Origin of the sequence: Terrisporobacter mayombei (genome assembly GCF_020748465.1) — a bacterium.
Taxonomy (GTDB): domain Bacteria; phylum Bacillota; class Clostridia; order Peptostreptococcales; family Peptostreptococcaceae; genus Terrisporobacter; species Terrisporobacter mayombei.
The window spans coordinates 1,108,323-1,133,496 of record NZ_JAHZMP010000001.1; the positions used below are offsets into that span (position 1 = coordinate 1,108,323).

The 25,174-nt window shown below is 29.4% G+C and carries 27 protein-coding genes and 1 other annotated feature; of the genes, 3 read left to right on the forward strand and 24 right to left on the reverse strand.

Annotation, left to right across the window (positions count from 1 at the left end; all coding sequences use genetic code 11):
- Position 1: 1 nt before the first annotated feature.
- Positions 2-191 (reverse strand) — a binding site (T-box leader).
- Positions 192-227: 36 nt separating this feature from the next.
- The 3 genes from rsfS to nadD form a co-directional block, all read right to left on the reverse strand.
- Positions 228-578, reverse strand: a complete 351-nt coding sequence (rsfS, locus tag K0039_RS05320; RefSeq protein WP_026255137.1) for a ribosome silencing factor — start codon at positions 576-578, stop codon at positions 228-230.
- A 140-nt stretch (positions 579-718) separates the two neighbouring features.
- The gene (yqeK, locus tag K0039_RS05325) at positions 719-1,303 is read right to left on the reverse strand and encodes a bis(5'-nucleosyl)-tetraphosphatase (symmetrical) YqeK (RefSeq protein WP_228103990.1); all 585 of its coding nucleotides are present in this window, start codon (positions 1,301-1,303) and stop codon (positions 719-721) included.
- Positions 1,304-1,993 (reverse strand): nicotinate-nucleotide adenylyltransferase, encoded by a 690-nt coding sequence (nadD, locus tag K0039_RS05330; protein WP_331476692.1) that lies wholly within the window; start codon positions 1,991-1,993, stop codon positions 1,304-1,306.
- Between the two features lie 236 nt (positions 1,994-2,229).
- Here nadD and recX point away from each other — a divergent pair, with 236 nt between their 5' ends.
- Together recX and K0039_RS05340 are read left to right on the forward strand one after the other, a co-directional pair.
- Complete coding sequence (recX, locus tag K0039_RS05335; protein ID WP_228103991.1) at positions 2,230-2,871, forward strand: recombination regulator RecX; 642 nt, start codon at positions 2,230-2,232, stop codon at positions 2,869-2,871.
- A gap of 235 nt (positions 2,872-3,106) precedes the next feature.
- Positions 3,107-4,027, forward strand: coding sequence for a ribonuclease Z (locus K0039_RS05340; protein WP_228103992.1), 921 nt, complete (start codon positions 3,107-3,109; stop codon positions 4,025-4,027).
- A gap of 30 nt (positions 4,028-4,057) precedes the next feature.
- Here K0039_RS05340 and K0039_RS05345 read toward each other — a convergent pair whose 3' ends face one another.
- The 12 genes from K0039_RS05345 to K0039_RS05400 all read right to left on the reverse strand — a co-directional run bounded on the left by K0039_RS05345 (position 4,058) and on the right by K0039_RS05400 (position 14,484).
- On the reverse strand, positions 4,058-5,230 hold the full coding sequence (locus tag K0039_RS05345) for a S41 family peptidase (RefSeq protein ID WP_228103993.1): 1,173 nt from the start codon (positions 5,228-5,230) through the stop codon (positions 4,058-4,060).
- Positions 5,231-5,245: 15 nt separating this feature from the next.
- The gene (locus tag K0039_RS05350) at positions 5,246-5,461 is read right to left on the reverse strand and encodes a helix-turn-helix domain-containing protein (RefSeq protein ID WP_228103994.1); all 216 of its coding nucleotides are present in this window, start codon (positions 5,459-5,461) and stop codon (positions 5,246-5,248) included.
- 9 nt (positions 5,462-5,470) lie between these two features.
- Positions 5,471-5,953, reverse strand: coding sequence for a DUF2975 domain-containing protein (locus tag K0039_RS05355; RefSeq protein WP_228103995.1), 483 nt, complete (start codon positions 5,951-5,953; stop codon positions 5,471-5,473).
- Between the two features lie 161 nt (positions 5,954-6,114).
- Positions 6,115-7,179 carry an ABC transporter substrate-binding protein gene (locus K0039_RS05360; RefSeq protein WP_228103996.1) on the reverse strand — a complete coding sequence of 355 codons (1,065 nt, stop codon included), beginning with the start codon at positions 7,177-7,179 and terminating at the stop codon, positions 6,115-6,117.
- A 508-nt stretch (positions 7,180-7,687) separates the two neighbouring features.
- Positions 7,688-8,059 (reverse strand): YhbY family RNA-binding protein, encoded by a 372-nt coding sequence (locus tag K0039_RS05365; RefSeq protein ID WP_228103997.1) that lies wholly within the window; start codon positions 8,057-8,059, stop codon positions 7,688-7,690.
- Between the two features lie 25 nt (positions 8,060-8,084).
- Positions 8,085-9,362, reverse strand: a complete 1,278-nt coding sequence (gene obgE / locus K0039_RS05370; RefSeq protein ID WP_228103998.1) for a GTPase ObgE — start codon at positions 9,360-9,362, stop codon at positions 8,085-8,087.
- Positions 9,363-9,450: 88 nt separating this feature from the next.
- Positions 9,451-9,741: a 50S ribosomal protein L27 gene (gene rpmA / locus K0039_RS05375; protein ID WP_018591528.1), complete on the reverse strand. Its 291-nt coding sequence runs from the start codon at positions 9,739-9,741 to the stop codon at positions 9,451-9,453.
- A 13-nt stretch (positions 9,742-9,754) separates the two neighbouring features.
- On the reverse strand, positions 9,755-10,075 hold the full coding sequence (locus K0039_RS05380) for a ribosomal-processing cysteine protease Prp (protein WP_228103999.1): 321 nt from the start codon (positions 10,073-10,075) through the stop codon (positions 9,755-9,757).
- Between the two features lie 15 nt (positions 10,076-10,090).
- The gene (rplU, locus tag K0039_RS05385) at positions 10,091-10,405 is read right to left on the reverse strand and encodes a 50S ribosomal protein L21 (RefSeq protein WP_228104000.1); all 315 of its coding nucleotides are present in this window, start codon (positions 10,403-10,405) and stop codon (positions 10,091-10,093) included.
- A 118-nt stretch (positions 10,406-10,523) separates the two neighbouring features.
- Complete coding sequence (locus K0039_RS05390) at positions 10,524-11,927, reverse strand: Rne/Rng family ribonuclease (RefSeq protein WP_228104001.1); 1,404 nt, start codon at positions 11,925-11,927, stop codon at positions 10,524-10,526.
- 11 nt (positions 11,928-11,938) lie between these two features.
- The gene (locus K0039_RS05395; RefSeq protein ID WP_228104002.1) at positions 11,939-12,637 is read right to left on the reverse strand and encodes a TIGR03936 family radical SAM-associated protein; all 699 of its coding nucleotides are present in this window, start codon (positions 12,635-12,637) and stop codon (positions 11,939-11,941) included.
- A gap of 2 nt (positions 12,638-12,639) precedes the next feature.
- Positions 12,640-14,484, reverse strand: coding sequence for a TIGR03960 family B12-binding radical SAM protein (locus tag K0039_RS05400; RefSeq protein ID WP_228104003.1), 1,845 nt, complete (start codon positions 14,482-14,484; stop codon positions 12,640-12,642).
- A 374-nt stretch (positions 14,485-14,858) separates the two neighbouring features.
- Here K0039_RS05400 and K0039_RS05405 point away from each other — a divergent pair, with 374 nt between their 5' ends.
- Positions 14,859-16,052: an FprA family A-type flavoprotein gene (locus tag K0039_RS05405; RefSeq protein WP_228104004.1), complete on the forward strand. Its 1,194-nt coding sequence runs from the start codon at positions 14,859-14,861 to the stop codon at positions 16,050-16,052.
- A gap of 56 nt (positions 16,053-16,108) precedes the next feature.
- On the opposite strand, the gene mgsA is transcribed toward K0039_RS05405, so the two are convergent.
- The 9 genes from mgsA to K0039_RS05450 form a co-directional block, all read right to left on the reverse strand.
- Positions 16,109-16,522 carry a methylglyoxal synthase gene (gene mgsA / locus K0039_RS05410; protein ID WP_228104196.1) on the reverse strand — a complete coding sequence of 138 codons (414 nt, stop codon included), beginning with the start codon at positions 16,520-16,522 and terminating at the stop codon, positions 16,109-16,111.
- A 30-nt stretch (positions 16,523-16,552) separates the two neighbouring features.
- Entirely contained in the window at positions 16,553-17,671 is a 1,119-nt protein-coding gene (gene rodA, locus K0039_RS05415) for a rod shape-determining protein RodA (protein ID WP_228104005.1), read from the reverse strand.
- 96 nt (positions 17,672-17,767) lie between these two features.
- On the reverse strand, positions 17,768-18,052 hold the full coding sequence (gene minE / locus K0039_RS05420; RefSeq protein ID WP_228104006.1) for a cell division topological specificity factor MinE: 285 nt from the start codon (positions 18,050-18,052) through the stop codon (positions 17,768-17,770).
- A gap of 15 nt (positions 18,053-18,067) precedes the next feature.
- Positions 18,068-18,865, reverse strand: a complete 798-nt coding sequence (gene minD, locus K0039_RS05425) for a septum site-determining protein MinD (protein WP_228104007.1) — start codon at positions 18,863-18,865, stop codon at positions 18,068-18,070.
- Positions 18,866-18,869: 4 nt separating this feature from the next.
- The gene (locus tag K0039_RS05430; RefSeq protein ID WP_228104008.1) at positions 18,870-19,577 is read right to left on the reverse strand and encodes a septum site-determining protein MinC; all 708 of its coding nucleotides are present in this window, start codon (positions 19,575-19,577) and stop codon (positions 18,870-18,872) included.
- Between the two features lie 62 nt (positions 19,578-19,639).
- Entirely contained in the window at positions 19,640-22,684 is a 3,045-nt protein-coding gene (locus K0039_RS05435) for a penicillin-binding transpeptidase domain-containing protein (RefSeq protein WP_228104009.1), read from the reverse strand.
- 11 nt (positions 22,685-22,695) lie between these two features.
- Entirely contained in the window at positions 22,696-23,184 is a 489-nt protein-coding gene (mreD, locus tag K0039_RS05440) for a rod shape-determining protein MreD (protein WP_228104010.1), read from the reverse strand.
- A 14-nt stretch (positions 23,185-23,198) separates the two neighbouring features.
- Positions 23,199-24,095 (reverse strand): rod shape-determining protein MreC, encoded by an 897-nt coding sequence (mreC, locus tag K0039_RS05445; RefSeq protein WP_228104011.1) that lies wholly within the window; start codon positions 24,093-24,095, stop codon positions 23,199-23,201.
- Positions 24,096-24,103: 8 nt separating this feature from the next.
- On the reverse strand, positions 24,104-25,171 hold the full coding sequence (locus K0039_RS05450; protein WP_272491542.1) for a rod shape-determining protein: 1,068 nt from the start codon (positions 25,169-25,171) through the stop codon (positions 24,104-24,106).
- Between the last annotated feature and the right edge of the window lie 3 nt (positions 25,172-25,174).

Below are 25,174 nucleotides of genomic sequence, written 5' to 3' on the forward strand. Positions count from 1 at the left end.
GTTTAGGGACGAGGATATATTTTCGCGGTACCACCCTAATTAGTTTACAAAAGTAAACTCTCTTAGATAGTCTTTATGCCAACTACGGCCAAATAATTTTGTGTTAGCAAGTTCAAAAATAGTTTATGCTGATTCACACCAAATATCAGCTCTCTGAAATAAACAAAGTTTCCTACTACTCTAACTTATTTGATTTCAATCTTTATTTTTCTATAATATTAACATCTTTATGCTAAAGTGTCAACATCCACGTATGGAGCATCTTTCCATAGTTTTTCTAAGTTATAGAACCCTCTATTTTCTTCATCAAATACGTGAACCATTACATCACCATAATCAAGTAATATCCAATTTTGAGTTTCATATCCTTCTTTTGATCTTGGTTCTATTCCGTGCTCTGTTAAAGCATCTTGTACGTTATCTGCTATTGCTTTAACTTGTCTTGTAGAACCAGCAGTTGCTATAACAAAATAATCACATAGAGAAGATACTTTCCCTATATTTATTATTGATATATCTTGACCTAATTTATCATCAATTGCATCGTAAACAATCTTTGTCATTTGTTCAACAGTCATGTTTGTCATATTCCGTCTCCTTTCAATTTTAAACCTACCTAGTTATTATATCATAAATATTTGTATTATTACTATTATATATACAAAATTAAATATTCGCGACTCTTATTACACTCCTCTTCATCTCACAAAGAATTATCCTAGTTAGAGCTACGCAAAGTTAACTTACCTAGAATATAGTTTCTAGCTTTTACAGTTCTTGGGTGTATTAACTGGTTGTTATCTATTACAAATTTTATAGTGTTATTGAAAGATAAAATTAATGCTTCATCTAGTTTACCACTATAAGTTAGTTCTCTTAATTCTTCTACTCTTGGAAAGTTTCTACCTTCTTCTATTAAGTCCGACATATATATTATTTTTTCTAAAAGAGACATATTTTCTTTGCCTGTAGTATGATACTTTATTGCATTTATAATTTCATCATCATTAATATTAAATACATATTGTGCCACATAAGAACCTATAACACTATGAGATAGCGCTATATTATTTACTTCTAAAGGATCTAGTTCTATATTAAATTTTTCTATACAATCTTCAATTTGTTCATCTGTAAAATATTTAGCACAATCATGAACAAGTCCAGCAATCTCAGCTTGTTCTTTGTCACACTTATATATTTCACTTAACTTTACTGCACATTTTGATACATTTAGAGAATGTTTTAATCTTATCTCAGGTAACATTTCTTTTAGTGTTTTTTGTATTTCTTTTAAATCCATTTACTCAACTCCAAAATTGTATAAACCCTTTTCCTTTATATATGATTCCACACTTTCAGGTATTAAGTACCTAACTGACTTCCCTAAATTCAATTGGTCCCTAATATATGTGGATGATATATCTAAAGAAGGTACATATACATTTATAATTTTTGCATTATATTTGTTTTCTAATTTTTCTATATAGTCTTGAGCTCTAAGCAGACTTATACCCGGTCTTGTCGCTGCTATAAATGTGGCTAATTTGAAATTTTCCGCCACATCTTTCCATGCTTCTATATCACATATGGCATCTGCCCCTGTAATAAAAAATAATTCGCAAGTTGGATAAGCCTTTTTTAACTCCCTCAAAGTATCTATAGTATAAGTCTTTCCAACTTTCTTAATTTCCATATCAGAAACTAAAAAATTTTCATTTTTCACAGTGGCAAGTACTACCATTTCATAACGATCTTTTTTATCAGTTATATTCCAAAATTTATGAGGAGGATTACCAGAAGGTATGAAAATAACTTTATCTAAATTATATTTGCCTCTTATAAACTCCACCGTTGCTAGATGAGCATAATGTATAGGGTCAAATGTTCCTCCTAATATTCCTATTCTTAAATTATGAGCACTGTCCCTAAACTTTGCCATCTTCTCATTATTTTTCAATATAGATTCAATAACTATATCTTCAATCCTCATTATTATTCTCCTTTTTACTCCCTTTTTTCTATAACAATTAAGTTTATAATATAAAAACCCTTTTTTTAGTATATAATCATAAATATATATTTTTATTAACTAAATTATCTATATTTATACTTTAATTGCAAAAATTTGTTCACTATTAATATATATAATAATTTCAATTATATAACAAGTGATTTTTAACATTTCTTTAACTTTAAGCAATAAATTTAATTTAAAGGAGACAAAATATGTCTATAATAACAAAAATTGAGGTTCAAAAGAAAAACCAAGACAGAGTAAATATTTATGTTGATGAAGAATTTTTCATGGCTATTTATAAAGAGTTAGTATTTACTTTTAATTTAAAAAAAGGTGATAACATTGAGGAAGATCATCTTAGACAAATTTTAAAAGATGAAATGTTTTTAAAAGGGAAAAATAAAGCTTTAAATATTTTATCAAAAACTAGTCAATCTGAGAAAAAAATCAGAGAAAAATTAGAAAATGATTTTGAAGAAGACGTTATAGATGAAGTTCTTGATTTTTTAAAAAAGTACAATTTTATCAACGATAACGAATTAGCTTCTAAAATTGTAACTACCAACGTTAATCTAAATAAATATGGTAAAAATAAAATAAAACAAAATCTTTATAATAAAGGCATTGAAAAATCAGCCATTGATGAAGCCATTTCAGAAATTGATGTAGATGAAGAGTTTGAAAACGCTCTTTATTTGGCAGAGAAAAGATATGCACGAGTAAAAAATGAAGACCCCAAAAAAGCTTATGCTAAAGTTGCAAATCACCTTGCTTATAAGGGCTTTAATTATGATATAATTAAAAGCGTATTAAATAAGATCTTTAAAAGTGATTACAATGATGATTATTAAGATATAAGTATATACATTATACTTTAGGAGGTAATATGAAAACTGTTATAGCCATACTTTGTGTACTATTATCAATTTACAATATTAAACAATTATACAAAGAAGATAGATAAAAGGAGATTATTTAATGATCTCTTTTTTAAATAAAATATATTTTATAATATATTTTGTTAAAACTATAATTATAATTAGTAATTATTATTTTAAAATAAAAATATACATAAGGAGAATTCGTATGATAGATTTAGTTTTGCTAGGATGTGGTGGAAATGTTCCCATGCCTAATAGAAATCTTTCCTCTTTATTTATTAATTATAAAGGGAAAAAAATTTTAATAGACTGTGGTGAAGGTACTCAGGTATCTATGAAAATGAAAAATTGTGGTTTTAAAGATGTAGATTTAATTTTAATAACTCATCTCCACGGTGATCATATAATAGGCCTTATTGGCCTTTTATCTACTATGGGCAATAGCGGTAAAACAGAAGACTTAACTATTGTTGGTCCTAATGGAATTATAGAAACTATGAAGGCTATAAAAGTCATAGTTGAGTATTTACCTTATAAGTTAATAATAATAGAGAATCCAGATAAAAACTTCACCTTAGAAGATCACCATATTTTTAAAGATTTAGAAATCTCTACACTAGAGCTAGATCACTCCACTGAATGCTTAGGCTATAGCTTGTATTTCAAAAGATTTCCTAAGTTTAACGCAAAAAATGCAAAATCAAATAATGTTCCTCAACATTTGTGGAGTAGGCTACAAAAATCTAATTCTGTTTTTTATGATGGAAAAATGTATACTTCAGATATGGTTTTTGGAGATGATAGAAAAGGTATTAAAATTAGTTTTGTTACTGATACTAGATTCTTGCTTACTATACCTGACTTCATTAAAGATAGTGATTTATTTGTCTGCGAGGCCATGTATGGAGATGATATGGATATTTCTAAAGCTGTAAAAAACAAACACATGACTTTTACAGAAGCTGCTAACTTAGCAGCCTTAGGAAAAGTTAAACAACTACTTTTAACACATTTTAGCCCATCTTTAGAAAATCCTCATGAGTACTTGGAAAATGCCACAAGGATTTTTCCAAATACTATAGTTGGAGAGGACAGATTATCCTTATCTTTAAATTACGAAGATTAAAAATAGTGCTCAATATGATGAGCACTATTTTTATTGAATATTTTCCAATTCTAATACCTTATTTACACAAGGGTCTATTTTACGTATACCATACCTTATAGTATTATTCACTTCTATATCTGGAGTAACTTTTTTCTCTTCGTCACATATACCACTTTCTGTTAAATACATTGTAGATGACATTCTAACAATAATACCGCTATTATTTAGTTTAAAAAGCACGGGATCATATACATATCCATCCCCACCTGTTTGGGATCCTATTATAGTCGCAAATTTCTGTTCTTTACAAAATATAGCAAATGACTCTGCTCCAGAAAATACATCACCGTCTACTAGTAAATATATTTCCCCTTTAAAAGGCATTTTTGCTTTTCCTTTTACAACTTCTTCATTATATTCAAAATGTGTAAACATATTCGTAGCTTCTTTTGGTGCATTACTTAGCATAGGTAATTCCTTAATATCATTAAGTTTTGAGTTTCTCGCTTTTGTATAGTTTTTTATAATATTAGAAGAATTTCTAAATAAACGATATCCTCTACATTTATAATTCTTATCAGAAATATTAGATACCAAGTCTACCCAGTATTGATCATTCCCTCCCATATTTCCTCTTATATCAATAATAAGGGATTGATAATCTTCTATTTCCTTTATATAGGAACTAATTTTTTTCATATCATCGTCAATACTTCCACTTGCTGAGTTCATTTGAGGTATATACATATATCCCACTTTATCTTCAACTAAATCTTTTAGCTCTATATTTTTACCACTTCCCATTCCATATGCATTACTTTTTTCTTTATCATTATATAAGTGGTTTAAATCTTTATCATTAAAAAAATCATACCATCCTAAAGGTTCATAAACATCTTTCAACATATTAAAGTATGAAGCATCAGTAATCACTTCTGTATGCCCATTATGCAATTTTCTCATTATGGAATTTAATTCATTTGCAAAATCCTCATCTGATGATGTTTTTTCAATTCTCCTTCTAAAATCCTCTTTATTTGCTAGCCAATCATCTTTATATAGTCTTTTATTAACTTCTAAATAAGGATAACCCTCTTTGACTTCATTGTATAATTGTTCAAAATCAGCCACTTTTTCTTCTAAAGTTAAAGTACTAGTATTAGAACATCCAACTGTAATCAAACATATTAATATAGATATTATTAATATCCTCCACTTCATAAATTTTCCCCCTAGTTATACTTCCTCGCCTTCTATATACTCAAGTATATCCCCTGGCTGACAATCTAAAACTTTGCATATCTCATTTAGAGTTGTAAACCTAACAGCCTTAGCTCTGTTATTTTTCAATATAGATAAATTGGCATTAGTAATATCTATTTTTTCTGCTAAATCTTTCAGTGACATTTTCCTTTTTGCCATCATCACGTCTAAGTTAACTATAATAGTCATAATAATCTCCTATACAGTAAATTCATTTTCCTCTTTTATTGTGATAGCTTGATCAAAAGCATCAGCAATTACAAAGCATAAAAGGCCTGCTATAAAATATATAGCCATACCCGGCGTTATAAAAACACCTGGAGCTAAGTCCAAAAATCTAAGACCACTCACTCCATCTATTATTGTAAGAATATAGTCTAATATTAAATTTGCAAGTAATAAATAGCCTATATTTTTAAATTTTTTTACATTTGATTTTACAAATATATTTACTCTTGAAGTACTTACTATATCCAATAAAAAAACGATCATTATTAAATAAGTTAATCCAATAATAAATACTCCAATATAAAATACTAATGTACCTGTGTCCTTACTATTATTAAAAATAAATGGAATTCCCATAAATACTGCCATTATCAATATTAAACCCAATGCGAAGAATAACATTATTAATGAAGAACTTAATATACTTTTTGTTTTTGTTGTATTTTTTAACATAATACACACTCCCCCTTTTGTTTTTATAATATAATGATAGCAGTTATAATATCGTTTTTCAATAAATTAATATTGTATTTTAATATATTTTTATCATAAAAGATTAATATATCAAACTTTTGGTCACACAAAAATAGAGGTAGACTAATCTACCTCTATTTTTATTGTTCATCTGATTTTATTGCAATCCACGCTTTATCATACATTTTTTTAACATCCAGTGGGAAATCTTTGTAAATTTCGCATCTATTCATTATTTCTGTAGGCATATATGCATTCGGATTATTTTTTACACTTTCTGGTTGTTCTTCTCTTGCTTCTTTATTAGGAGTCGTATATCCTATTTCATCAGCTATCCTAAAGGCACTTTTCTTATCACTTACAAAGTTTATAAACTTTTCAGCACCTTCCACATTTTTAGCATTTTTAGGTATACATAAACTATCAATCCAGAAGTTTGCCCCTTCTTCAGGCACTACATAAACTAGATTAGGATATTCATCCTGTAAGTTTAATCCTTCTCCAGACCATATCATGTTTATATCTGTCTCTCCTGCTGGAATCATTGTCGTTCCGTTATCTACACCATATAACGGTTTAACCAATTTTCTTTGTTCTAATAGTAATTCTTTTGCTTCTTCTATTTCCTTTGGATTAGTTGAATTTAAAGAATACCCTAATTTCTTTAATGCTACACCTATTGTGTCTCTATATGTATCAAACATAAATATTTTGTCTTTATATTTTTCATTCCATAATATGTCCCAACTTTTTACTTCTTCTTTTATTACATCTTTATTATAAATAAGTCCTACTGTTCCGAACATATAAGGTACTGAGTATTTGTTACCTGGATCTATTTCTAAATCTAAGTATTCTTTGTCCATTTGAGATATATTGGGTATATTATCCTTGTTTATTTTCTGTATAAGCTTTTGGTCTATCATTCTTGGCATTAAAGCATCTGACACTAAAATAACATCGTATTTTCCCGCTCCACTTTTAACCTTTGAATACATAGCTTCCATATCATCAAAAGTTTCAATATTAACTCTTATATCATATTTTCTCTCAAATTCTTTTACTGTTTCATCATCTATGTTTTCACCATAGTTAAAAAAGTTTATTTCTTCAGGATAATTATCCTTTTTGCTACAACCTGTAAATAATATGCTTCCCGTTGTTAAGCATATTATTAAGGTTAATATTTTAGCTATTTTTTTCATATTTGACTTTCCTTTCATATTCTATTTTTAAGTTTATTTATGAGTTATAATACCATATTAAATATAACTTATTATAATTATATTTTAAACAATGAAGTAATAACACAAATTCTAATTTTCTTTTATTATAAATTTATAATAGTCCAACCTTATAATCTTCTTTAATTCTATTAAAGAAAACTACTTTATAACCAGAATTTAATTATTTTAATCCATATTAAAGTTATTATCTTCTGCCTTGAATGTGGTGAATTTATCTATTGAATTAATATTTTTTCACAATTTATATTTCAAGTTAAAGTACCATTTTACAGTATAGCATATTTTATATAATAATTAAATTTTAACCATTATAATAATCTTTCTAAGAATAATTATAGGCAATATTTTAAATAAAATAATAAAAAAAGCCATCATAAATGACTTTTTTAGTCAATTAGTAATAGCTTATTTTTATATACTTCTGAAATTTATTTCTTATAAGTTGTATTTCATTATATTAAAACTACTATCTTCTTTGAGATCTTTTAGTTGGTTTTCCTTTTTTAGTCATACCTTCTTCTGCTACTTTTTTAACTGAAGCTTTTTGACCTGGGAATAATATTTTTGGTTCTTCTACATTTTTTCTGTATAATGTAAATTTAAAACCTATAGCTTGAACAAATTCAGCTCTTAATGCTTTACATATAGCATTAGCTGCTTCTTTCGTATCTATACCAGCAGTTTCTAATATAGTTACTTTAACTAATTCTTTTGAGTCTAGCATTACATCTAATTGTTCTAAGAAACCTTCAGTTACACCGTCTTTTCCTATTTGAGTTATAGGCTTAAGACTATTTGCTAAAGATCTTAAATACGCTCTTTGTCTTCCGTTTAACATATTGTCACCTCTTTTATATTAAATTTTAATCATAGAATTCAAATTCTATTTCGTATATCTTAACTGTATCTCCATCTTCAATACCCATTTCTCTAAGTTTGTCAAATACACCTTGACTTTCCATAGATTTTTGGAAGAATTGAATAGATTCCATATCTTCAAAGTTAACAGAGTACATAATTCTTCTAAGTGCTTTACCTGTAACAACATATACTCCATTTTCTATTTCTACTTGTAGACCTTCTTCTTCTTCAGAATCTAATTCAGGAACATACAGTTCTTCCTCAGATACAAGTTCTATATCTTCAGCATCTTTTAATACTTGAGAAACATAAGTTATTACATCATCTATACCTTCTCTTGTTGCTGCAGACATTTTGAATACTTTATATCCTCTTTCTTCTAAAGTTGTCTTAAACTCTTCATAAACTGATTCATCTTCAAGTATATCTATTTTATTAGCTACTACAACTTGAGATCTTGTAGCTAGTTTTTCATTGTATAATTTAAGTTCACCATTTATACTATCAAAGTCTTCTAAAGCATTTCTACCTTCTAGCCCTGAAATATCAACTATATGTATTAATACTTTAGTTCTTTCAACGTGTCTTAAGAAATCATGTCCAAGACCAACACCTTCAGCTGCACCTTCTATAAGCCCTGGTATGTCAGCTAAAACAAAACTATCTCCAAATTTTGTTTGTACCACACCAAGATTTGGTGTTAAAGTTGTGAAGTGATAGTTTGCTATCTTTGGTTTAGCTGCAGTAACAACTGATAAGAATGTAGATTTACCTACGTTAGGAAATCCTAATAGTCCCACATCAGCTATCATTTTAAGCTCTAATATAACCCATTTTTCTTCACCATCAGTTCCTGATTTTGCAAAGTTCGGAGCTTGTCTTACTGCGTTTGCAAAATTGTGGTTTCCTTTTCCGCCTCTACCACCTCTTGCAACAACAGCTCTATCTCCTTCTTCTTTTAAGTCTGCTATTATTTTATTTGTAGCTTCATCTCTGATTATTGTTCCAGCTGGTACCTTTAGCACTAAATCTTCACCATTTTTACCAGCTTGTCTTTTTTTACTTCCATCTCCACCTGTAGTGGCTACATATTTTCTTTGGTATTTAAAGTCCATTAGTGTTCTTAAGTCGTTATCAACTTCAAATATAACACTAGCGCCTCTTCCTCCGTCTCCACCATCTGGCCCACCTGCAGGAACATATTTTTCTCTTCTAAATGATACTGCACCGTTTCCACCATTTCCAGCTTTGACAAATATCCTTGCCTTATCTATAAACAAAAGTGGCACCTCCTATTGGAATTTGCATTTTATTCAAATTCTCATTATTTAAAAAGAAAAGGAGTGTAAATACACTCCTCTCCCTTTATTATTCAGCAACTTGTACTGGATATATACTTACTTTTTTTCTTTTTTTGTCTTTTCTTTCGAATTTAACAGTACCGTCTATTAATGCGAATAAAGTGTCATCTCCACCTTTACCTACATTAGTTCCTGGATGTATTTTAGTACCTCTTTGTCTTACTATTATACTACCAGCAGTAACTATTTGTCCGTCATATCTTTTAACACCTAATCTTTTAGCTATAGAATCTCTACCGTTTTTAGATGATCCTACCCCTTTTTTAGATGCTAATAATTGTAAGTTCATGTTTAACATTTGGAGTCACCCCCTACTTTTTTAAGATTTTTATATTGTTTCGATAATCCTTTTGGATTGATTTCATTGCTAATTCAAAATGTTCTAGTAATAAATCAGTTTTTTCATTTAAACTTTCTTCGTGAACTAGACATTCAATAAAACCTTCTTGGCCTATTACAGAGTCGAATTTTACTTTTGCTAATGTATCTAATGAATTGATAACACCAATGGCATTAGAAGTCACAGCTGAACAAACAATATCTTGTCCTATTGGAGCAAAATCAGCATGTCCTTTTATTGTAAAACCTTTACGTCTGAATTCGTCTGTATAATGATATTTTATCTTTATCATTTTGTTAACCTACTACTAAGCGTTTATTTTTTCAACAACTATCTTAGTGTATGGTTGACGATGACCTTGTTTTCTTCTGTAGTCTTTTTTAGCTTTATACTTGTAAACTACTATTTTCTTAGCTTTTCCTTGCTCTACTACTTTAGCAGTAACAGAAGCACCTTCTACAACTGGAGCTCCAACAACTAGTTCTCCTTCTGCATTAGTACAAGCTAATACTTCGTTTAAAGTTATTTCTTCACCAGCTTGCGCTTCTAACTTTTCAACGAATAATACATCACCTTCAGCAACTTTGTATTGCTTTCCACCTGTTTTAACTATAGCGTACATTAATATACACCTCCTCGGTCTAAGAACTCGCCATCAAGGTATTTCCAATGGAAAGTTTGAACCTTTTCTGTGCGGCATTACAGTTATAAATAATACTACTTATTGAACAAAATGTCAACTAGCTTACAAAAATAATTTTATATTTTTCATAGGATATATCTTTATTTTCTTCTAACAAAATGTTCATTTCGTATTTTCCACTTATTTTATTAATTAGGCCCATGTAATTAACTTTAATTTTGCTAAGTGCTATTGGGTTAAATTCGACAGTGATATGATTATAGCATGTATGATGTTTTATTCTACTTATTTCTTTTTCCAAATCATCCATAATATAATTCATTGATTTTGTAGATGAATCTCCATTACATGAACCACATTCTTCTAAATAATATTCATTTATGGATTTTTTTTCTCTTCTTCTTGCAACTTCTACTAGTCCTAGTCTTGTAAGTCCTAATACTTCAGATTTTCTTTTATCTTTTTGCAACTCATGAGTTAAGATTTTTAATAAGCTTTCCTTATTTTTCTTTTTAATCATATCTATAAAATCAATTATGATTATTCCACCTATATCTCTAAGTTTTAACTGCCTTGCAATTTCTATACATGCCTCTTCATTAGTTTTATATACTGTATCTTCTCTATTGGAATTTCCAGTGAATTTTCCTGTGTTAACATCTATTACAGTTAAAGCTTCTGTTTTTTCTATAATTAAATAGCCACCACTTTTTAACCATACTTTTTTGTTTAGAGCTTTAGCTACTTGAATTTGTACTTTATATAAATCAAAAATATCTACATTATCAATTATTTTTAGTTTGTTTAAATAATCATTATTAATATTTTTTAGAATTCTTTTTATTTCTTCATATTTATTATTATCATTTACAACAATTTCGCTAATATCGTCATTTACATTGTCTTTTATGTATTTTGTAGATGCATCTAGATCTTTATATAAAAGTTTAGGCCCTATGCCTAACTTAAATTCTTTGCAAATTAAATCATACTTTTCTTTTAAATCAGCAAAATCTTTTTCTAATTCTTCTTCACTGCATCCATTAGCTTCTGTCCTAATTATAATTCCACAGTCTTTTCCAACAAGTTTTTTTATAATCTTTTTAAGCCTAAATCTCTCTTGTTCATCTTGTAGTCTATTAGATATGGTTATTCTATCGTTACTTGGTATATAAACTAAGTAACGACCTGATAAACTTACTTCTAAGTTTAATTTAGGACCTTTTGTACCTACTGCTTCTTTATTAATTTGAACCATAATATCCATTCCAGATTTTATATCTGAATCCTTCTTAAGAGGAAGATAAGCTAACTTTTCCATGCCTATATCTACAAAGCAGGCCTCCAGACCTGCTTTTACATTTTTAACTATTCCTCTATATATATTGGATACTAATTTATTATTTTCATTTTCATCAATTAATAATTCCACAAGTTTATCATCTTCAACTATGGCAGTTTTCTCTGATGATGCTAAAGTTTCAATTATTATTTTTTTCATTATTATCCTCACTATAATGGAGTTACTAATTCTCCTTCTTTTACTGCATAAAGATCTCTTCTTATTGTTTCAGCTTCTTTTGGATCAATATTTATATCTAAAATCTCAAGCAATATTGGTATAAGCGTATTTATGTTTAAATTAGCTTTTGAACCTGTAGCTATTATAGCTTCAAAGGTTGCTCTATTGTCATCTAATACAACCAAATCAAAAGTTTTTATTAATGGTCTTATATTACTTTCTACCAATTTACCTTTTTTATTTTTCTTAGTTATCATTATAGATTCACTTTTTATAAGCTCTAGTACTCTAGTTTTAACTAGTTCTTTGCTTAAAGGCTTATCTAAATCTATATTAAACAAATATTCTCCGTATTCTATCTCAGATGATAAGGACGGAGTCTGAGAAGTTATTTCTTCTCCTTTTATGAATTCTACACCCTTTGGAAGTTGTTCGTTTATTCTTTTTAAGAACTCTTCTACACTTATATCATCTTCTATCTCAATATCAACGTATTCTCCTTGACTTTCTACTCCTAAAGCTAAGGCATTACCATAACTCATCTTTGGATGAGGGTTAAATCCTTGAGAATAAGATAAGTTTATTTCTGCTCTTCTAAATGCTCTTTGCAAAAGCCTTTGTAAGTCAAGATGTGATATGAATATCATATCGTCTTCTTTTTTGTATTTAGCTCTAATTAACTTACTCATAATTAGCATAACCCCCTTCCTAAGTCCGTTATATTTATTCCACAACCATTACATTTATGTCTACAGTCTGGTGTTACTGCATCTTCTTTTGCTTTGTCATTTTCTCTCATTAAGAATTTTTTAGATACACCTACGTCTATGTGGTCCCATGCAAATACTTCGTCGTAGCTTCTTTCTCTATGAGCATACCAGCTTATATCTAGTCCGTTTTTCTCCATAGCTTCAGTCCATATGTCTAAATTAAAGTATTCTGACCATCCATCAAATTTAGCTCCAGCTTTGAATGCATCGTAAATAACTTTACCTATTCTTCTATCTCCTCTAGATACAACAGCTTCCATTAAACTAGTTTTTGAATCATGATAGTTATATCTTATATCTCTATTTTTTAGAGCTTTAACTAAGTATTGTTGTTTTTCTCTAACTACATCTCCTGTGTCCTGTGGATGCCATTGGAATGGAGTAAATGGCTTTGGTACAAATGTTGATGTACTTACTGTTACTCCGAATTTTCTAGATAATTTTCCGCCATGCACTTCTCTATAAGTATCTATTACATTGTATGCTAAATCTTTTATTCCATCTAAATCTTCGTATCTTTCTGTTGGAAGCCCTATCATGAAATAAAGTTTTACACTATGCCATCCCATTTCAAAAGCTTTTGTAGTAGCATTTTTTAAATCTTCTTCACTTACACCTTTATTTATAACATCTCTCATTCTTTGAGTTCCTGCTTCTGGTGCAAATGTAAGTCCTGATTTTCTAACTTGTTGTATTTTTTCCGCAATTTCCATTGTGAAGTTGTCTAGTCTAAGCGAAGGCAAAGATATACCTATGTTTTTACTTGCGTATTCTTCTATTAAAACATCTGTAAGTTCACTTAGTTTAGAATAGTCACTAGTTGAAAGTGAAGATAAAGATATTTCATCGTATCCTGTACTTTTTATTAGTTTGTCTAAAGATGATTTTAGAGTATCTATACCTTTTTCTCTTATCGGTCTATAAATCATACCAGCTTGACAGAATCTACATCCTCTAGTACATCCTCTAAATAATTCTAAAACTACTCTTTCGTGAACAGTTTCTATATATGGGACTATTAAGGCTTCTGGATATGGAACTTCATCCATATTCTTTATTATTCTTTTTCTTGGGTTAGTAGGTATTCCATCTCTATTCGGCGCCGTTTCTTTTACTGTTTTATCTTCGTTATATGTAACATCATAGAAACTAGGTATATAAACACCTTCTATTTTAGAAGCTCTCATTAAGAAATCTTCTCTAGTTGTTTTGTTTTTCTTCCACTCTTTATACTCGTTTAGTACTTCTAAATTAACTTCTTCGCCTTCTCCAAGTATTACTATGTCCACAAAATCTGCTAAAGGCTCTGAGTTGTAAGCACAAGGTCCTCCAACCATTATAAATGGATCATCTGACTTTCTATCTTTTGCAAATATTTCTATATTAGCTAAGTCTAATATGTTTAATATATTTGTATAAGAAAGTTCATATTGAAGGGTAAATGTAACAAAGTCAAAATTTGTTATAGGTTCTCTAGATTCTATTGCAAATAGAGGTATATTCTTTTCTCTTAATATTCCTTCCATATCTACTGCTGGAGAATAAACTCTTTCACAATAAACATTCTCATCGCTATTTAATACTCTATATAAGATTTGACTTCCTAAATGGCTCATTCCTACTTCATATAAATCTGGGAAACATTGTGCATATCTTATTAAACCTTCTTTGCTAGTATCTTTATGTATTGAATTTATTTCATTTCCTAAATATCTAGCTGGTTTTTCTACTTTTTTTAAAATTTTTCTAAATTCTGCTTTATCCATCTAATATTGAAACCTCCGATAAACTAATTGTAATTAACATAAATTTTATTATACACTATAAAATATTCGGTATCAAAAATTTTTACTTTAAAAATCCATATATTAACTCATTACTTATATTATCGCGTTATTATTATTCATTATACTTATTTTACAACAACTTTATCTATATAAATATTAATTTGTAAAATGTTCCTTAAAATAATATAATTTATTTAGTGAGATTATTTACACTGTTTTAGTTTTTTCTTATTTCTTGAGTAAAAATAACAAATAACTAAAATAATAATCTTAATCATATTTTTAGTTTAATTTTGAATCAAATTGGGTATATACAATTTGTGCTATGATTTTTTATATTTAGGAGGTTTGCAATGAGCAATGTTTTTGAAATTAAGCCAGATATATTTTATACTGGCGTAGTAGATAAGGATTTAGAAATATTTGATATTATAATGGAAACAAAGTATGGAACAACTTATAATTCTTACTTAATAAAAGATGAAAAAGTTGTTTTATTTGATACTGTAAAAGATTGTTTTAAAGATGAATTTTTAAGTAATTTACAAGAAGTAGTAGATATTAGAGATATTGATTGCGTGGTTGTTCATCACACTGAGCCAGATCATTCTGGTTGTTTGAAGTATATATTAGATATAAATCCAAACATAGAAGTTGTATGTACTAATGCAGCTAAATTATACTTAAGTGACCAAGTTAATAGACCATTTAATTGTACTACTGTTAAAACTGGTGACAAATTAAACATAGGTAAAAGAAATCTTGAATTTATTCAGGCTCCTTTCTTACATTGGGCAGATACAATGTTTACTTATGTTCCTGAAGACAAAATTTTATTAACTTGTGATGCTTTTGGATGTCATTACTCTCATTATGATGCAGAAGCTATCCACGGTGAAGGATATTTAGATTCAGCAAAATTATATTATGATTGCATAGTTAAGCCTTATGCAAAATATGTTTTAGATGCTGTAGACAAAGTTGTTGAATTAGGATTAGACTTTGACACTATATTAACTTCTCATGGTCCTATTCTTTCTGAAAAACCAATGGAGCAAGTTGCTAGATATGTAGAGTGGTCAAAAGAAGCTTTAGAAGCAACTAATCAATGTGAAATGGCTATATTCTACTTATCAGCTTATGCTAATACTTTTGAAATGGCTAAAAAAATACAAGAAGGTGCTCTATCTCAAGATGTTAAGGTTAAGCTATTTGACTTAGAAAAATTATCTTTAGAAGAAATGCACACTGCTGTATTAAATGCAAAAGTAGTTTTAGTTGGTTCTCCAACAATTAATAGAACAATGGTTAAGCCTATGTGGGATTTATTCTCAGCAATAGATCCAATGGCTAACAAAGGAACTATTGCCGGTGTATTTGGTTCTTATGGATGGAGTGGTGAAGGTATATCTATGGCTGAGAATATATTCAAAGCTATGTCATTTAAAGTTCCTCAACCAGCTCTTAAAAAGAAATTCTTCCCTTGTAATGATACATTCAAAGAATGTTTAGATTACGGTGTAGAATTTGCTAGTTATATTAAATAAAAAAAATTAAAAAGGTTAATGTGTTGAAAATCAGTTCTTCACATTAACCTTTTATTTTAAACTCTCTGACTTGTAGTTTTTCTTACTTCTCTAAAAGAGAACTCTCCCCTATCCAATGCTTTAATAAAAATTTCCGCACTAGCTAAGTTTGTTGCAACTGGCACATAATACACATCACAAAGTCTAATCAATGCTTGTATATCAGGCTCATGAGCCTGAGAAGTTAGTGGATCTCTTAAAAATATAACTAAATCAATATCTTGATTAACAATTAAGGAACCAATTTGCTGATCTCCACCAAGAGGCCCAGATGCCAATCTATTTATTTTTAAGTTTGTTTCATCCATAATTCTTTTACCAGTAGTTCCTGTTGCATAAATGCCATATTTCTTTAATATGTTTTCATAGGCAATACAAAAACCCACCATAGTATTTTTCATCTCATCATGTGATACTAATGCTATATTCATTTTCATATTTCCCTTGCACCTCTACTTTCTCTAGAAGTTTATTTTCTTTCTTCTCATACAAACATTTAATATTAAGCCTAAACTTGCCATAGATGTTAAAACAGAACTACCACCATAACTTATAAATGGAAGGGTCACTCCTGTTACTGGTATTAAGGATACGGTCATCCCTATATTTTGGATAATTTGGTAGGCAAACATGGAGGTTACTCCAACTGCTATCAACGCTCCGTATTCATCCTTGGATTCAGCTGAAATTTTTAACATTCTGAATAAGAAATAAGCAAATAAGCTTATTAAGGCTACCATCCCTATTACGCCTAATTCTTCTCCTACAACAGCAAATATAAAGTCACTATCTTGTATAGGTAAGAAGTCTTCTTGGTTTTGTGTTCCTTTATAAAGACCCTTTCCAGTAAATCCACCTGATCCTATCGCTATATTAGACTGCATAACCTGATAGTTTCCTTGTATGCTTGTGTCTTCTGGATGTAAGAATCCTGTTATTCTATCTTGTTGGTATGGATCTATACATAGGTATACAATAGGAAGGGCTACAACTCCAACTATTATTGCTTTTCTTAATATTTTGTAATCAATTCCAGCTGTAAATATTATTCCTGCAATTATACAACAAAATACTATAGCTGTACCTAAGTCTGGCTGTGCAATTAATAGGCCAATTATGGGCGCTGCATACATTAATAATCTTACAATATCTTTTGCATTATCCATTCTTCCTTTTTTAAGCTCTACAATTTTTGCATAACTTAATATAAATGTAAACTTAACTACTTCTGCTGTCTGTAAATCAAGTGGACCAAATGATAGAGTTGATCTAGCTCCTCCTCTAATAGCCCCTATTCCAGGGATTAGAACAATGGCTAATAATACAACACTTGCCACATACAACTCTTTGTAATATTGCCCTAAAAAGTTGTAATCAAAAATCAGTATGAACATAATCACTCCTAAACCTAAAACAAAAGCTACAGTTTGTTTCATTAGTCTAGAATAATTTCCAGTTTGATTTGCATGAGTAGCACTACTTAAGATAACAATACCAAAAGTAAATATTACAAAAAGAGTGGCTATTAACTTCCAATCTAACTGTTTCAATAACTTTAAACTATTTTTATATTTAAACAATTTATCACCGTCTTTCTGGTATAGAGATCCATATTAAAATGTCATGAACTAAATAGGGAATATACCTTAAGTATATCCCCCTTTATTAAGACTAATTTATATTTTCCTGTCTCTTAAATTCTTAAGTGGTATATTTGCAACTAAGGCAGATACTGGTCTGTCTCCATTCTCACTTCTAGTTTTAGACATCTTTATCTCTAAACCATCTTCTTCTATATCAGCGTAGTTAGATATAACTTTTAATATGTCATCTTTAATCATATTTAAAAGTTGTGGAGAGCAATCTACCCTGTCATGTACAAGAACTAATTTTAACCTTTCTTTTGCTACGTTTTTGCTAGTCTTATTTTCGCTTGAAAAAGCCTTAAAAAGATCAAACATGAACATCCCCCTATTCTATTTAGCTACGCCAAACATTTTTTTGATTTTTCCAAAGAAGTTAGTTTCTTGTTCCATTTCCATAATAGGAACATTATTACCTAGTATTCTTTGGGCAATGTTTCTATATGCTTTACCTGCATTTGATTTAGAATCAAGTATTGCTGGTTCCCCTTTATTTGTTGATACGATTATACTTTCATCATCTGGAACTATGCCAATTAAGTCTATAGCTAATATTTCAACTATATCCTGCTTGTCCATCATATCTCCACGTTTAACCATATCCTGTCTTATTCTATTAATTATCAATCTAATTTCACTAATTTCATTAGCTTCTAATAACCCAATTATTCTGTCTGCATCCCTAACAGCAGATACTTCAGGATTTGTAACAACAATAGCTCTATTTGCTCCTGCTATGGCATTTCTGAATCCTTGTTCTATTCCCGCAGGACAATCTATTATTATATAATCAAAACTTTCTTTTAGTTTTTCGCAAAGTTCAGACATTTGTTCCACAGATACTGCATTTTTATCTCTTGTTTGTGCTGCTGGTAATAAGTATAGATTTTCAAATCTCTTATCTTTTATCAATGCTTGCTTTAACTTACACGTTCCCTCAACTACATCTACTATATCATATACTATTCTGTTTTCTAGACCCATGACCACATCTAAGTTTCTAAGACCTATATCTGCATCTACCACAACAGTTCTTTTATTTTCTAAACTAAGTGCTGTGCCTAAGTTAGATACAGTTGTTGTTTTACCAACTCCACCTTTGCCTGAAGTTATAACTATGACTTCGCTCATTATACTACCCCCTATATATTTCCTTGTTTTTTAAAGTTTTAGGTAAAAAGCTTTCAATAACAATCCTGTCTTTACTCACAAAGGCTATCTCCGGAATAATTTTTTTATCATCCTTAGATTCTTCATAATCATCCTCTGGTGCCTCTGCAATATTATCTGCTATTTGCAGTATTTTAGGATTCAAATTATTTGCTATAACATAAGCCGAATTATTTCCTTTAGCTCCTGCATGAACAAATCCTCGCACTTCACCCATTACTACAATATTCCCATTAGCAACTACTTTAGCTCCAGAATTCATATTACCCATAATAACAACATTTCTAGTGGAACTAACTTGTGAACCAGGGTTCATATCACTCATTACTACAACGTCTCCATCAAAGACTACATTTTCCCCAGATCTCATAGCATCCACATACTTTGTTTCAAAAGTGTTAATATAAGTTTCTTTATCTTCTTCGACAAACTCTATATCAAATTTTGATGTAATAGATTCTTTAATCATCATCATGTAAATATCATTTAGATAGTCACAATTAATTTGATAAATTTTTGCCCCATTAAAAAATCCAACATTTTCTTCTAATCTATCTATTATACTTTTTTCTACATGTTCAAAGGGTGCTACTTTTTTAATATTAATAATAATCCCTTTTTTATTTCCTTTAAACTCTATAAGCTCTTCTGTGGAATATTCACTAAAAGACATAACAACCTCCAGAGTGATATTAGTTTATTTACTATATTCTTCATAAATATCTTAATCACCTTTTATTTTTTCAATTGTGTCGAAAAATTTATGCTATCTTCTTCTGAATTATTGTTGTCTTCTTTGTCTTTGTTGTCTGTTGTATTATTTGTATCATTAGAAGATTTACCTCTTAGACCCATGTAGTGTCCTATAATATCCTTCATAGGTAATGTTGCATAAGTCCCTGAGTTACCTTGAGGTATTACAACACATATTGCTATTTCTGGATTATCTGCTGGAGCATAAGATACTGCCCAACCAAAATCTCCATATGTTTCTTTAAATGCATCTATCTCTTCATCTGTTATTTTATGATTAAGCTCTTTTATTGCTCTTCTTAAATAAGCTGCATTTATTCTATCATTATCTTCAGGTAGTTTCTCAGAAACACCTTCCTTTAACTCTTTTTCTAGTGTTTCCTTAGTTTCATCATCAATATCTTTACTTGCTAATTGTTCTTTAATTTCATCGATTCTAGCTTTAGTTAATTCTGCTTCTCTTTCTCCTCTTAACTTATGATATACATCTAACACTTCATCTTTGTTCACATTGTATGATGATAAATGACTCATTAAATATTTGTACTCATTATCTGTTGGTATCTTTGTACTTTTTTGTGCAGTACCAGTCTTAGCTGCTATCGGTACACCAAGATCTCCTAATACTTTATTAGCAGTACCTTCAGTAACAACTCTCTTCATACCTATAATTAAATCTTTTAGGTTATCATCATCTTTAAATGCTATTTTTTCAGATTCAGGTTCTTTTATATCTACTTGGCTATAATCAGGCGATATAGACTTTTGAACAAGATAAAGTTGATTTAAAGTCCCTCCGTTTGCTATAGCAGAAATATATCTAACTATTTGTGCTGGAGTATAGGCATTTTCACCTTGTCCAATAGCTAAGTTAAAAGCATCTGATGTAGTCCATTTAGAGAAATTTAAATAAGTATATACTATTTGATCAGCTAAAGGTTCTAAATCATCTTCTTTTACTTTAAGCTCTTCTAATCTTTTTAGAACTTCAGCTTTACTTGGTGTAGTTTTTTCTTCACACCAATTTGCTATTTGCTGAATTCTTGTAGCAAATTCTTCAGGATTTTTATCCTTAGTTATGTCAGTAAAACTATTTTTCATAACTTTATTTAAATATGTTTTTAACATAGATTTTGTAGACTCAATTTTAGCTTCCTCACTAGGTACTGTACCTTTACTTTCACTACCCAAATCTTCATATAATCCTGTATAGTCATCTAAACCAAATAGTTTAGCATAATCCATTACTTGCTCTGGTCCTATTTTTGCATTAGGATTAGCTCCACCAATTCTATTTTCTCCTGTACCTATAGTGTAGAAGTAAATATTACAAGATTCTTGTATAGCTTTGTAAAGATTTACAACCCCATGATTAGCTCTACTTTTATTCCATATGGCATCACCATAAGATTTTTTTGATGAACCAGAACCCATCCAAATAACACCTGTATCATTTATACTGTATTCTGGATTTAAACCATTTTCTAAAGCTGCCATACCTGTAATCATTTTAAATGTTGAACCAGGTTGGAATACACCTTGAGTAACCAAGTTTAACAGTGGTGCTGGTGCAAGAAAGTCATTTGTGTTTTTAGGCTGTAAATCATTATAATCCTTTGAGGATATCCCAGATACAAATAAGTTTGGATCATATGATGGATAAGATGCTGAAGCTAAAACTTCGCCAGTGTTTACATCTGTAACTATAACAGCACCTGATTTTGCATTTGGATTCCCTCCTGCAACACTTACATTACCATAGTCACTTTCATAGACTCCACCATCACGTAATACTTTAAGTGTCTTTTCTAAAGCTTTTTCTGCTACTTCTTGTAAATCTTTATCAAGTGTAAGATATACTGTATCTCCTGAAACAGGCTCAGTCACCTCTAGGTTCTCTGTTATATTTCCTACAGCATCAACTTTAACTTTTTTATACCCATCCGTTCCATGTAGTTTACTTTCCTGAGTTTTTTCCACTCCAGCAAGCCCTACTATGTCATCTTTAGAATATTTTTCTTCTTTATTCTCTAGATATTGTTTTTCTTGAGTTGAAGGTATCTTCCCTAAATATCCCATAACATGAGATGCTAAATTTCCGTTAGGATACGTTCTAACAGGTTCATTAGACACAGATATTCCAGGAAGTTCAAGTGCCATCTCCTCAATTGTTGCTATTGTATTTTCACTTATATTTTTTGCTATTGTTACTGGTTTATATTTTGTATAACCCTGAGATTTTATAAGATCCCTAACTATAAGTATTTTTCTAGCTTCTTCATCACTTAAACTTGAATCTATTAAGTAGTAATCTCTTATTGCTTTAAATGCTACATCTGCATCAGGTTTAGTAGAATTTATTTTCTTTTCTTTCATCCATTTATCTACTTTATATCCTTCAATCCAGTCATTCTTTTCCCTATCTTCTGTGAATATCCATTTTGATACAAGTATTGGAGGATAATATCCTGCTTCATTTACTTTCTTCTGTAGATCTGATGGTTTTAAATTTCTATTTTCTTCTGTCAACTTTCCATCTGCTATTAATTGATCTACTAAGTAATAAAATGTTTCCTTAGCATTTAAGTCTTGTGGAATATTATTTTGTTCCTTATATTGTTTTATATTTTCATCATAAGTATAATAATATTTCCCATTTTCTATTATTATTGGAAACTCATCTGTATACTTTTCTTTATTTTTTTCTAATAAATTAATAAGTTTTAGAGAAATATTATTTCCTTCTGACTTATCTTCTTTTGTATCATTTTTTGTTAATTCATTTATTGATACTTGAACAGTAAACTGATTCTCATTTCCTGCTAATATTCTTCCATATCTATCTCTTATTTCCCCCCTAGCCGCTTTTACAGTAATTTCTTTATATGTTTTATTATCGGCTAAATCAGTATAATAATCATATTTAATTATATTCATATATAAAATTTTAATTATTATAGCTGCAAAGGCAAAAAGAAATACATTTTTTATTATCCTACATCTTTCATTAATTTTCTTTTCATCCATTAAATCACCAACTAATCTTCTTTAAGTTTTAATATTGACTTATCAAAAGCCTTATATAAGATTAAGGCTATTATACTATTTAAAATTGGTAATATTACTATACCTCTTATTATCAATCTTGTAAAAGTAAAACTATTATATACAACAATTGATGCTAATATATTAAGCACTGAACTAAATATAGTTGTTGCTAAAATTAGTGTAAATATAGTAACTTTACTTTCTTTGTATATTTTTTTTCTTGAATAACTAATTATATAACATATTAAAAAGTAAACTAAGCCGTTTATTCCAAATATCCCACCAACAGTTATATCTTTCAATAGACCTAATATGGCTCCTATAATACCAATCTCAAGTTCATCTAAATACAAAGATATAATTGTTAGAAAAATTAAAAGAAAATCTATTGTTACTCCAAATATACTTATATAATTTGTTATACTATTTTCTAATATCAGTATAGCTATTCCCAAAAGAGAAAGGTAAATTTTTTTCATTGTATATACCCCCTCTAGTTTATATTTCTTGGCTCAACGATTACTACATCGTCTATATTTTTGAAATCAACATTCGGTTTTATTATTACATATTTTAATGAGTTATTTTTATTTTCAATTACTTTTTCTACTTTACCTATTACAATTCCCTCTGGAAATAGTGCAAGGCCTGATGTTGTAACTACGTCACCTGGTAATACATCATAATTAGAATCAAACATATATCCTTGTAGCAACCCATTATCTCTATAATCTGTTTTTTCGTCTACACTTTCACCATACGTAATAATCCCCTTAAATTCAGAGTTCTTTGCTAACTTAAAACTTACTGATGATTTTGTATCTAATAAAGAAATAACCTTACAATAATTTTCAGATACTTCATATACTATACCTACTAAGCCATTACCATTCATAACTAAACTATCTTTTTTCACGCCATCTTTACTACCAGCAGATACAACAAAACTTGAATACCAATTTCCATCATTCTTGCTAACTACCTTAGCGGATAAAGTTTTAGCAACATATTTTTCATCTACAAAATTTAATGCAGTTTTTAAACTTTGTAGAGATTGAACATCATCTAATTTGCCTTGTAGATCAATTACTTCTTGCTGTAATTTGTTATTTTCTTCTTCTAAACTTTCAGCTTTTTTAGCATTTTTTTGAAAATTTATTATATTTTCAAATCCACTTTTTACAAAGGTAAATCCACTATTAATTGTACTTCCTATGGTAGATATTGTAGTCATTCCTACATTTGAACCTGTAGGGTTACTCCCACCTGTCCTTCCCATAGACATAGCTACAATTCCAATTAAAGTGATAGCAACTACGCCTGTTGCTATCACTTTAAAATTAACCTTTTTCTTGTTTTTATTATTCTTTTCAAACTTCAAGGTCAGCACCTACTTCATTACTTTTTATTGTTCATCATTAGTACTTTTTCAAATATTTCTACATCTTCTACTGATTTACCTGTACCTATAGCAACACAGTCTAGTGGATTTTCTGCTATTTTAACTGGCATTCCAGTTTCTTCTTTAACTAATTTATCAAGCCCTTTAAGTAAAGCTCCTCCTCCAGTTAACATTATTCCGTTTTCCATAATGTCTGAAGCTAATTCTGGTGGAGTTTTTTCTAATGTAGATTTTATTCCATCTACTATAGAATTAACAGGTTCTCTTAAAGCATCTCTTACTTCTGATGAAGATATTTGCATAGTTTTTGGAAGACCTGTTATTAAGTCTCTACCTCTTATTTCCATTTCAACTTCTTCGCCTTCTTTATAAGCTGAACCTATTGTAATTTTTACATTTTCAGCAGTTCTCTCACCTATCATTAAGCTGTATTCTTTTTTTACATAACTAACTATAGCTTCGTCTAATTCGTCTCCACCAAGTCTTATAGATTTAGCTGTAACTATACCACCTAATGATATTATAGCTATTTCAGAAGTACCACCACCTATATCCACTACCATGTTTCCTTCTGGTTCTTCTATTCTAAGCCCAGCTCCTATTGCAGCTGCCATTGGTTCTTCTATTAAGAATGCATCTTTAGCTCCAGCTTGTCTTGCTGCTTCTTCTATTGCTCTTTTTTCAACTTCTGTTACACCAAAAGGTACACATATAGCTATTCTTGGAGATACTACTCCTTTTTTAGCTGCAGCTTTTTGTATGAAGTAACTTAACATTGATTGAGTAACATCAAAATCAGCTATAACTCCATCTTTCATTGGTCTTATAGCTACTATGTTCCCTGGCGTTCTACCTATCATTCTTTTTGCTTCTTCACCAACTGCTAAAACTTGTTTGCTATCATCTCTTATAGCAACAACAGATGGTTCTCTTACTACTATTCCTTGTCCTTTTATATAAACTAATGTATTTGCAGTACCTAAATCGATACCCATATCCTTAGTCATTTTTCCAAATCCAAATAAAGATTTATAACCTTTTTTTTCCTTCTTTTCCTTTGCCATCTT

Coding starts and splice junctions, on each gene's coding strand:
- minE (WP_228104006.1), bottom strand. CDS start 18,052: ATGTTTGATCTTTTTAAGGCTTTTTCAAGCGAAAATAAGACTAGCAAA.
- K0039_RS05380 (WP_228103999.1), bottom strand. CDS start 10,075: ATGATAAAGATAAAATATCATTATACAGACGAATTCAGACGTAAAGGT.
- mreD (WP_228104010.1), bottom strand. CDS start 23,184: ATGAAAAAAATTTACCTTTCTCTTTTGGGAATAGCTATACTGATATTA.
- rplU (WP_228104000.1), bottom strand. CDS start 10,405: ATGTACGCTATAGTTAAAACAGGTGGAAAGCAATACAAAGTTGCTGAA.
- K0039_RS05345 (WP_228103993.1), bottom strand. CDS start 5,230: ATGAAGTGGAGGATATTAATAATATCTATATTAATATGTTTGATTACA.
- mgsA (WP_228104196.1), bottom strand. CDS start 16,522: ATGAATATAGCATTAGTATCACATGATGAGATGAAAAATACTATGGTG.
- recX (WP_228103991.1), top strand. CDS start 2,230: ATGTCTATAATAACAAAAATTGAGGTTCAAAAGAAAAACCAAGACAGA.
- K0039_RS05365 (WP_228103997.1), bottom strand. CDS start 8,059: ATGTTAAACGGAAGACAAAGAGCGTATTTAAGATCTTTAGCAAATAGT.
- rpmA (WP_018591528.1), bottom strand. CDS start 9,741: ATGTTAAACATGAACTTACAATTATTAGCATCTAAAAAAGGGGTAGGA.
- K0039_RS05390 (WP_228104001.1), bottom strand. CDS start 11,927: ATGAAAAAAATAATAATTGAAACTTTAGCATCATCAGAGAAAACTGCC.
- K0039_RS05340 (WP_228103992.1), top strand. CDS start 3,107: ATGATAGATTTAGTTTTGCTAGGATGTGGTGGAAATGTTCCCATGCCT.
- K0039_RS05400 (WP_228104003.1), bottom strand. CDS start 14,484: ATGGATAAAGCAGAATTTAGAAAAATTTTAAAAAAAGTAGAAAAACCA.
- K0039_RS05405 (WP_228104004.1), top strand. CDS start 14,859: ATGAGCAATGTTTTTGAAATTAAGCCAGATATATTTTATACTGGCGTA.
- nadD (WP_331476692.1), bottom strand. CDS start 1,993: ATGAGGATTGAAGATATAGTTATTGAATCTATATTGAAAAATAATGAG.
- K0039_RS05355 (WP_228103995.1), bottom strand. CDS start 5,953: ATGTTAAAAAATACAACAAAAACAAAAAGTATATTAAGTTCTTCATTA.
- K0039_RS05395 (WP_228104002.1), bottom strand. CDS start 12,637: ATGAGTAAGTTAATTAGAGCTAAATACAAAAAAGAAGACGATATGATA.
- K0039_RS05430 (WP_228104008.1), bottom strand. CDS start 19,577: ATGTCTTTTAGTGAATATTCCACAGAAGAGCTTATAGAGTTTAAAGGA.
- K0039_RS05360 (WP_228103996.1), bottom strand. CDS start 7,179: ATGAAAAAAATAGCTAAAATATTAACCTTAATAATATGCTTAACAACG.
- K0039_RS05450 (WP_272491542.1), bottom strand. CDS start 25,171: ATGGCAAAGGAAAAGAAGGAAAAAAAAGGTTATAAATCTTTATTTGGA.
- K0039_RS05350 (WP_228103994.1), bottom strand. CDS start 5,461: ATGACTATTATAGTTAACTTAGACGTGATGATGGCAAAAAGGAAAATG.
- K0039_RS05435 (WP_228104009.1), bottom strand. CDS start 22,684: ATGGATGAAAAGAAAATTAATGAAAGATGTAGGATAATAAAAAATGTA.
- minD (WP_228104007.1), bottom strand. CDS start 18,865: ATGAGCGAAGTCATAGTTATAACTTCAGGCAAAGGTGGAGTTGGTAAA.
- yqeK (WP_228103990.1), bottom strand. CDS start 1,303: ATGGATTTAAAAGAAATACAAAAAACACTAAAAGAAATGTTACCTGAG.
- rsfS (WP_026255137.1), bottom strand. CDS start 578: ATGACTGTTGAACAAATGACAAAGATTGTTTACGATGCAATTGATGAT.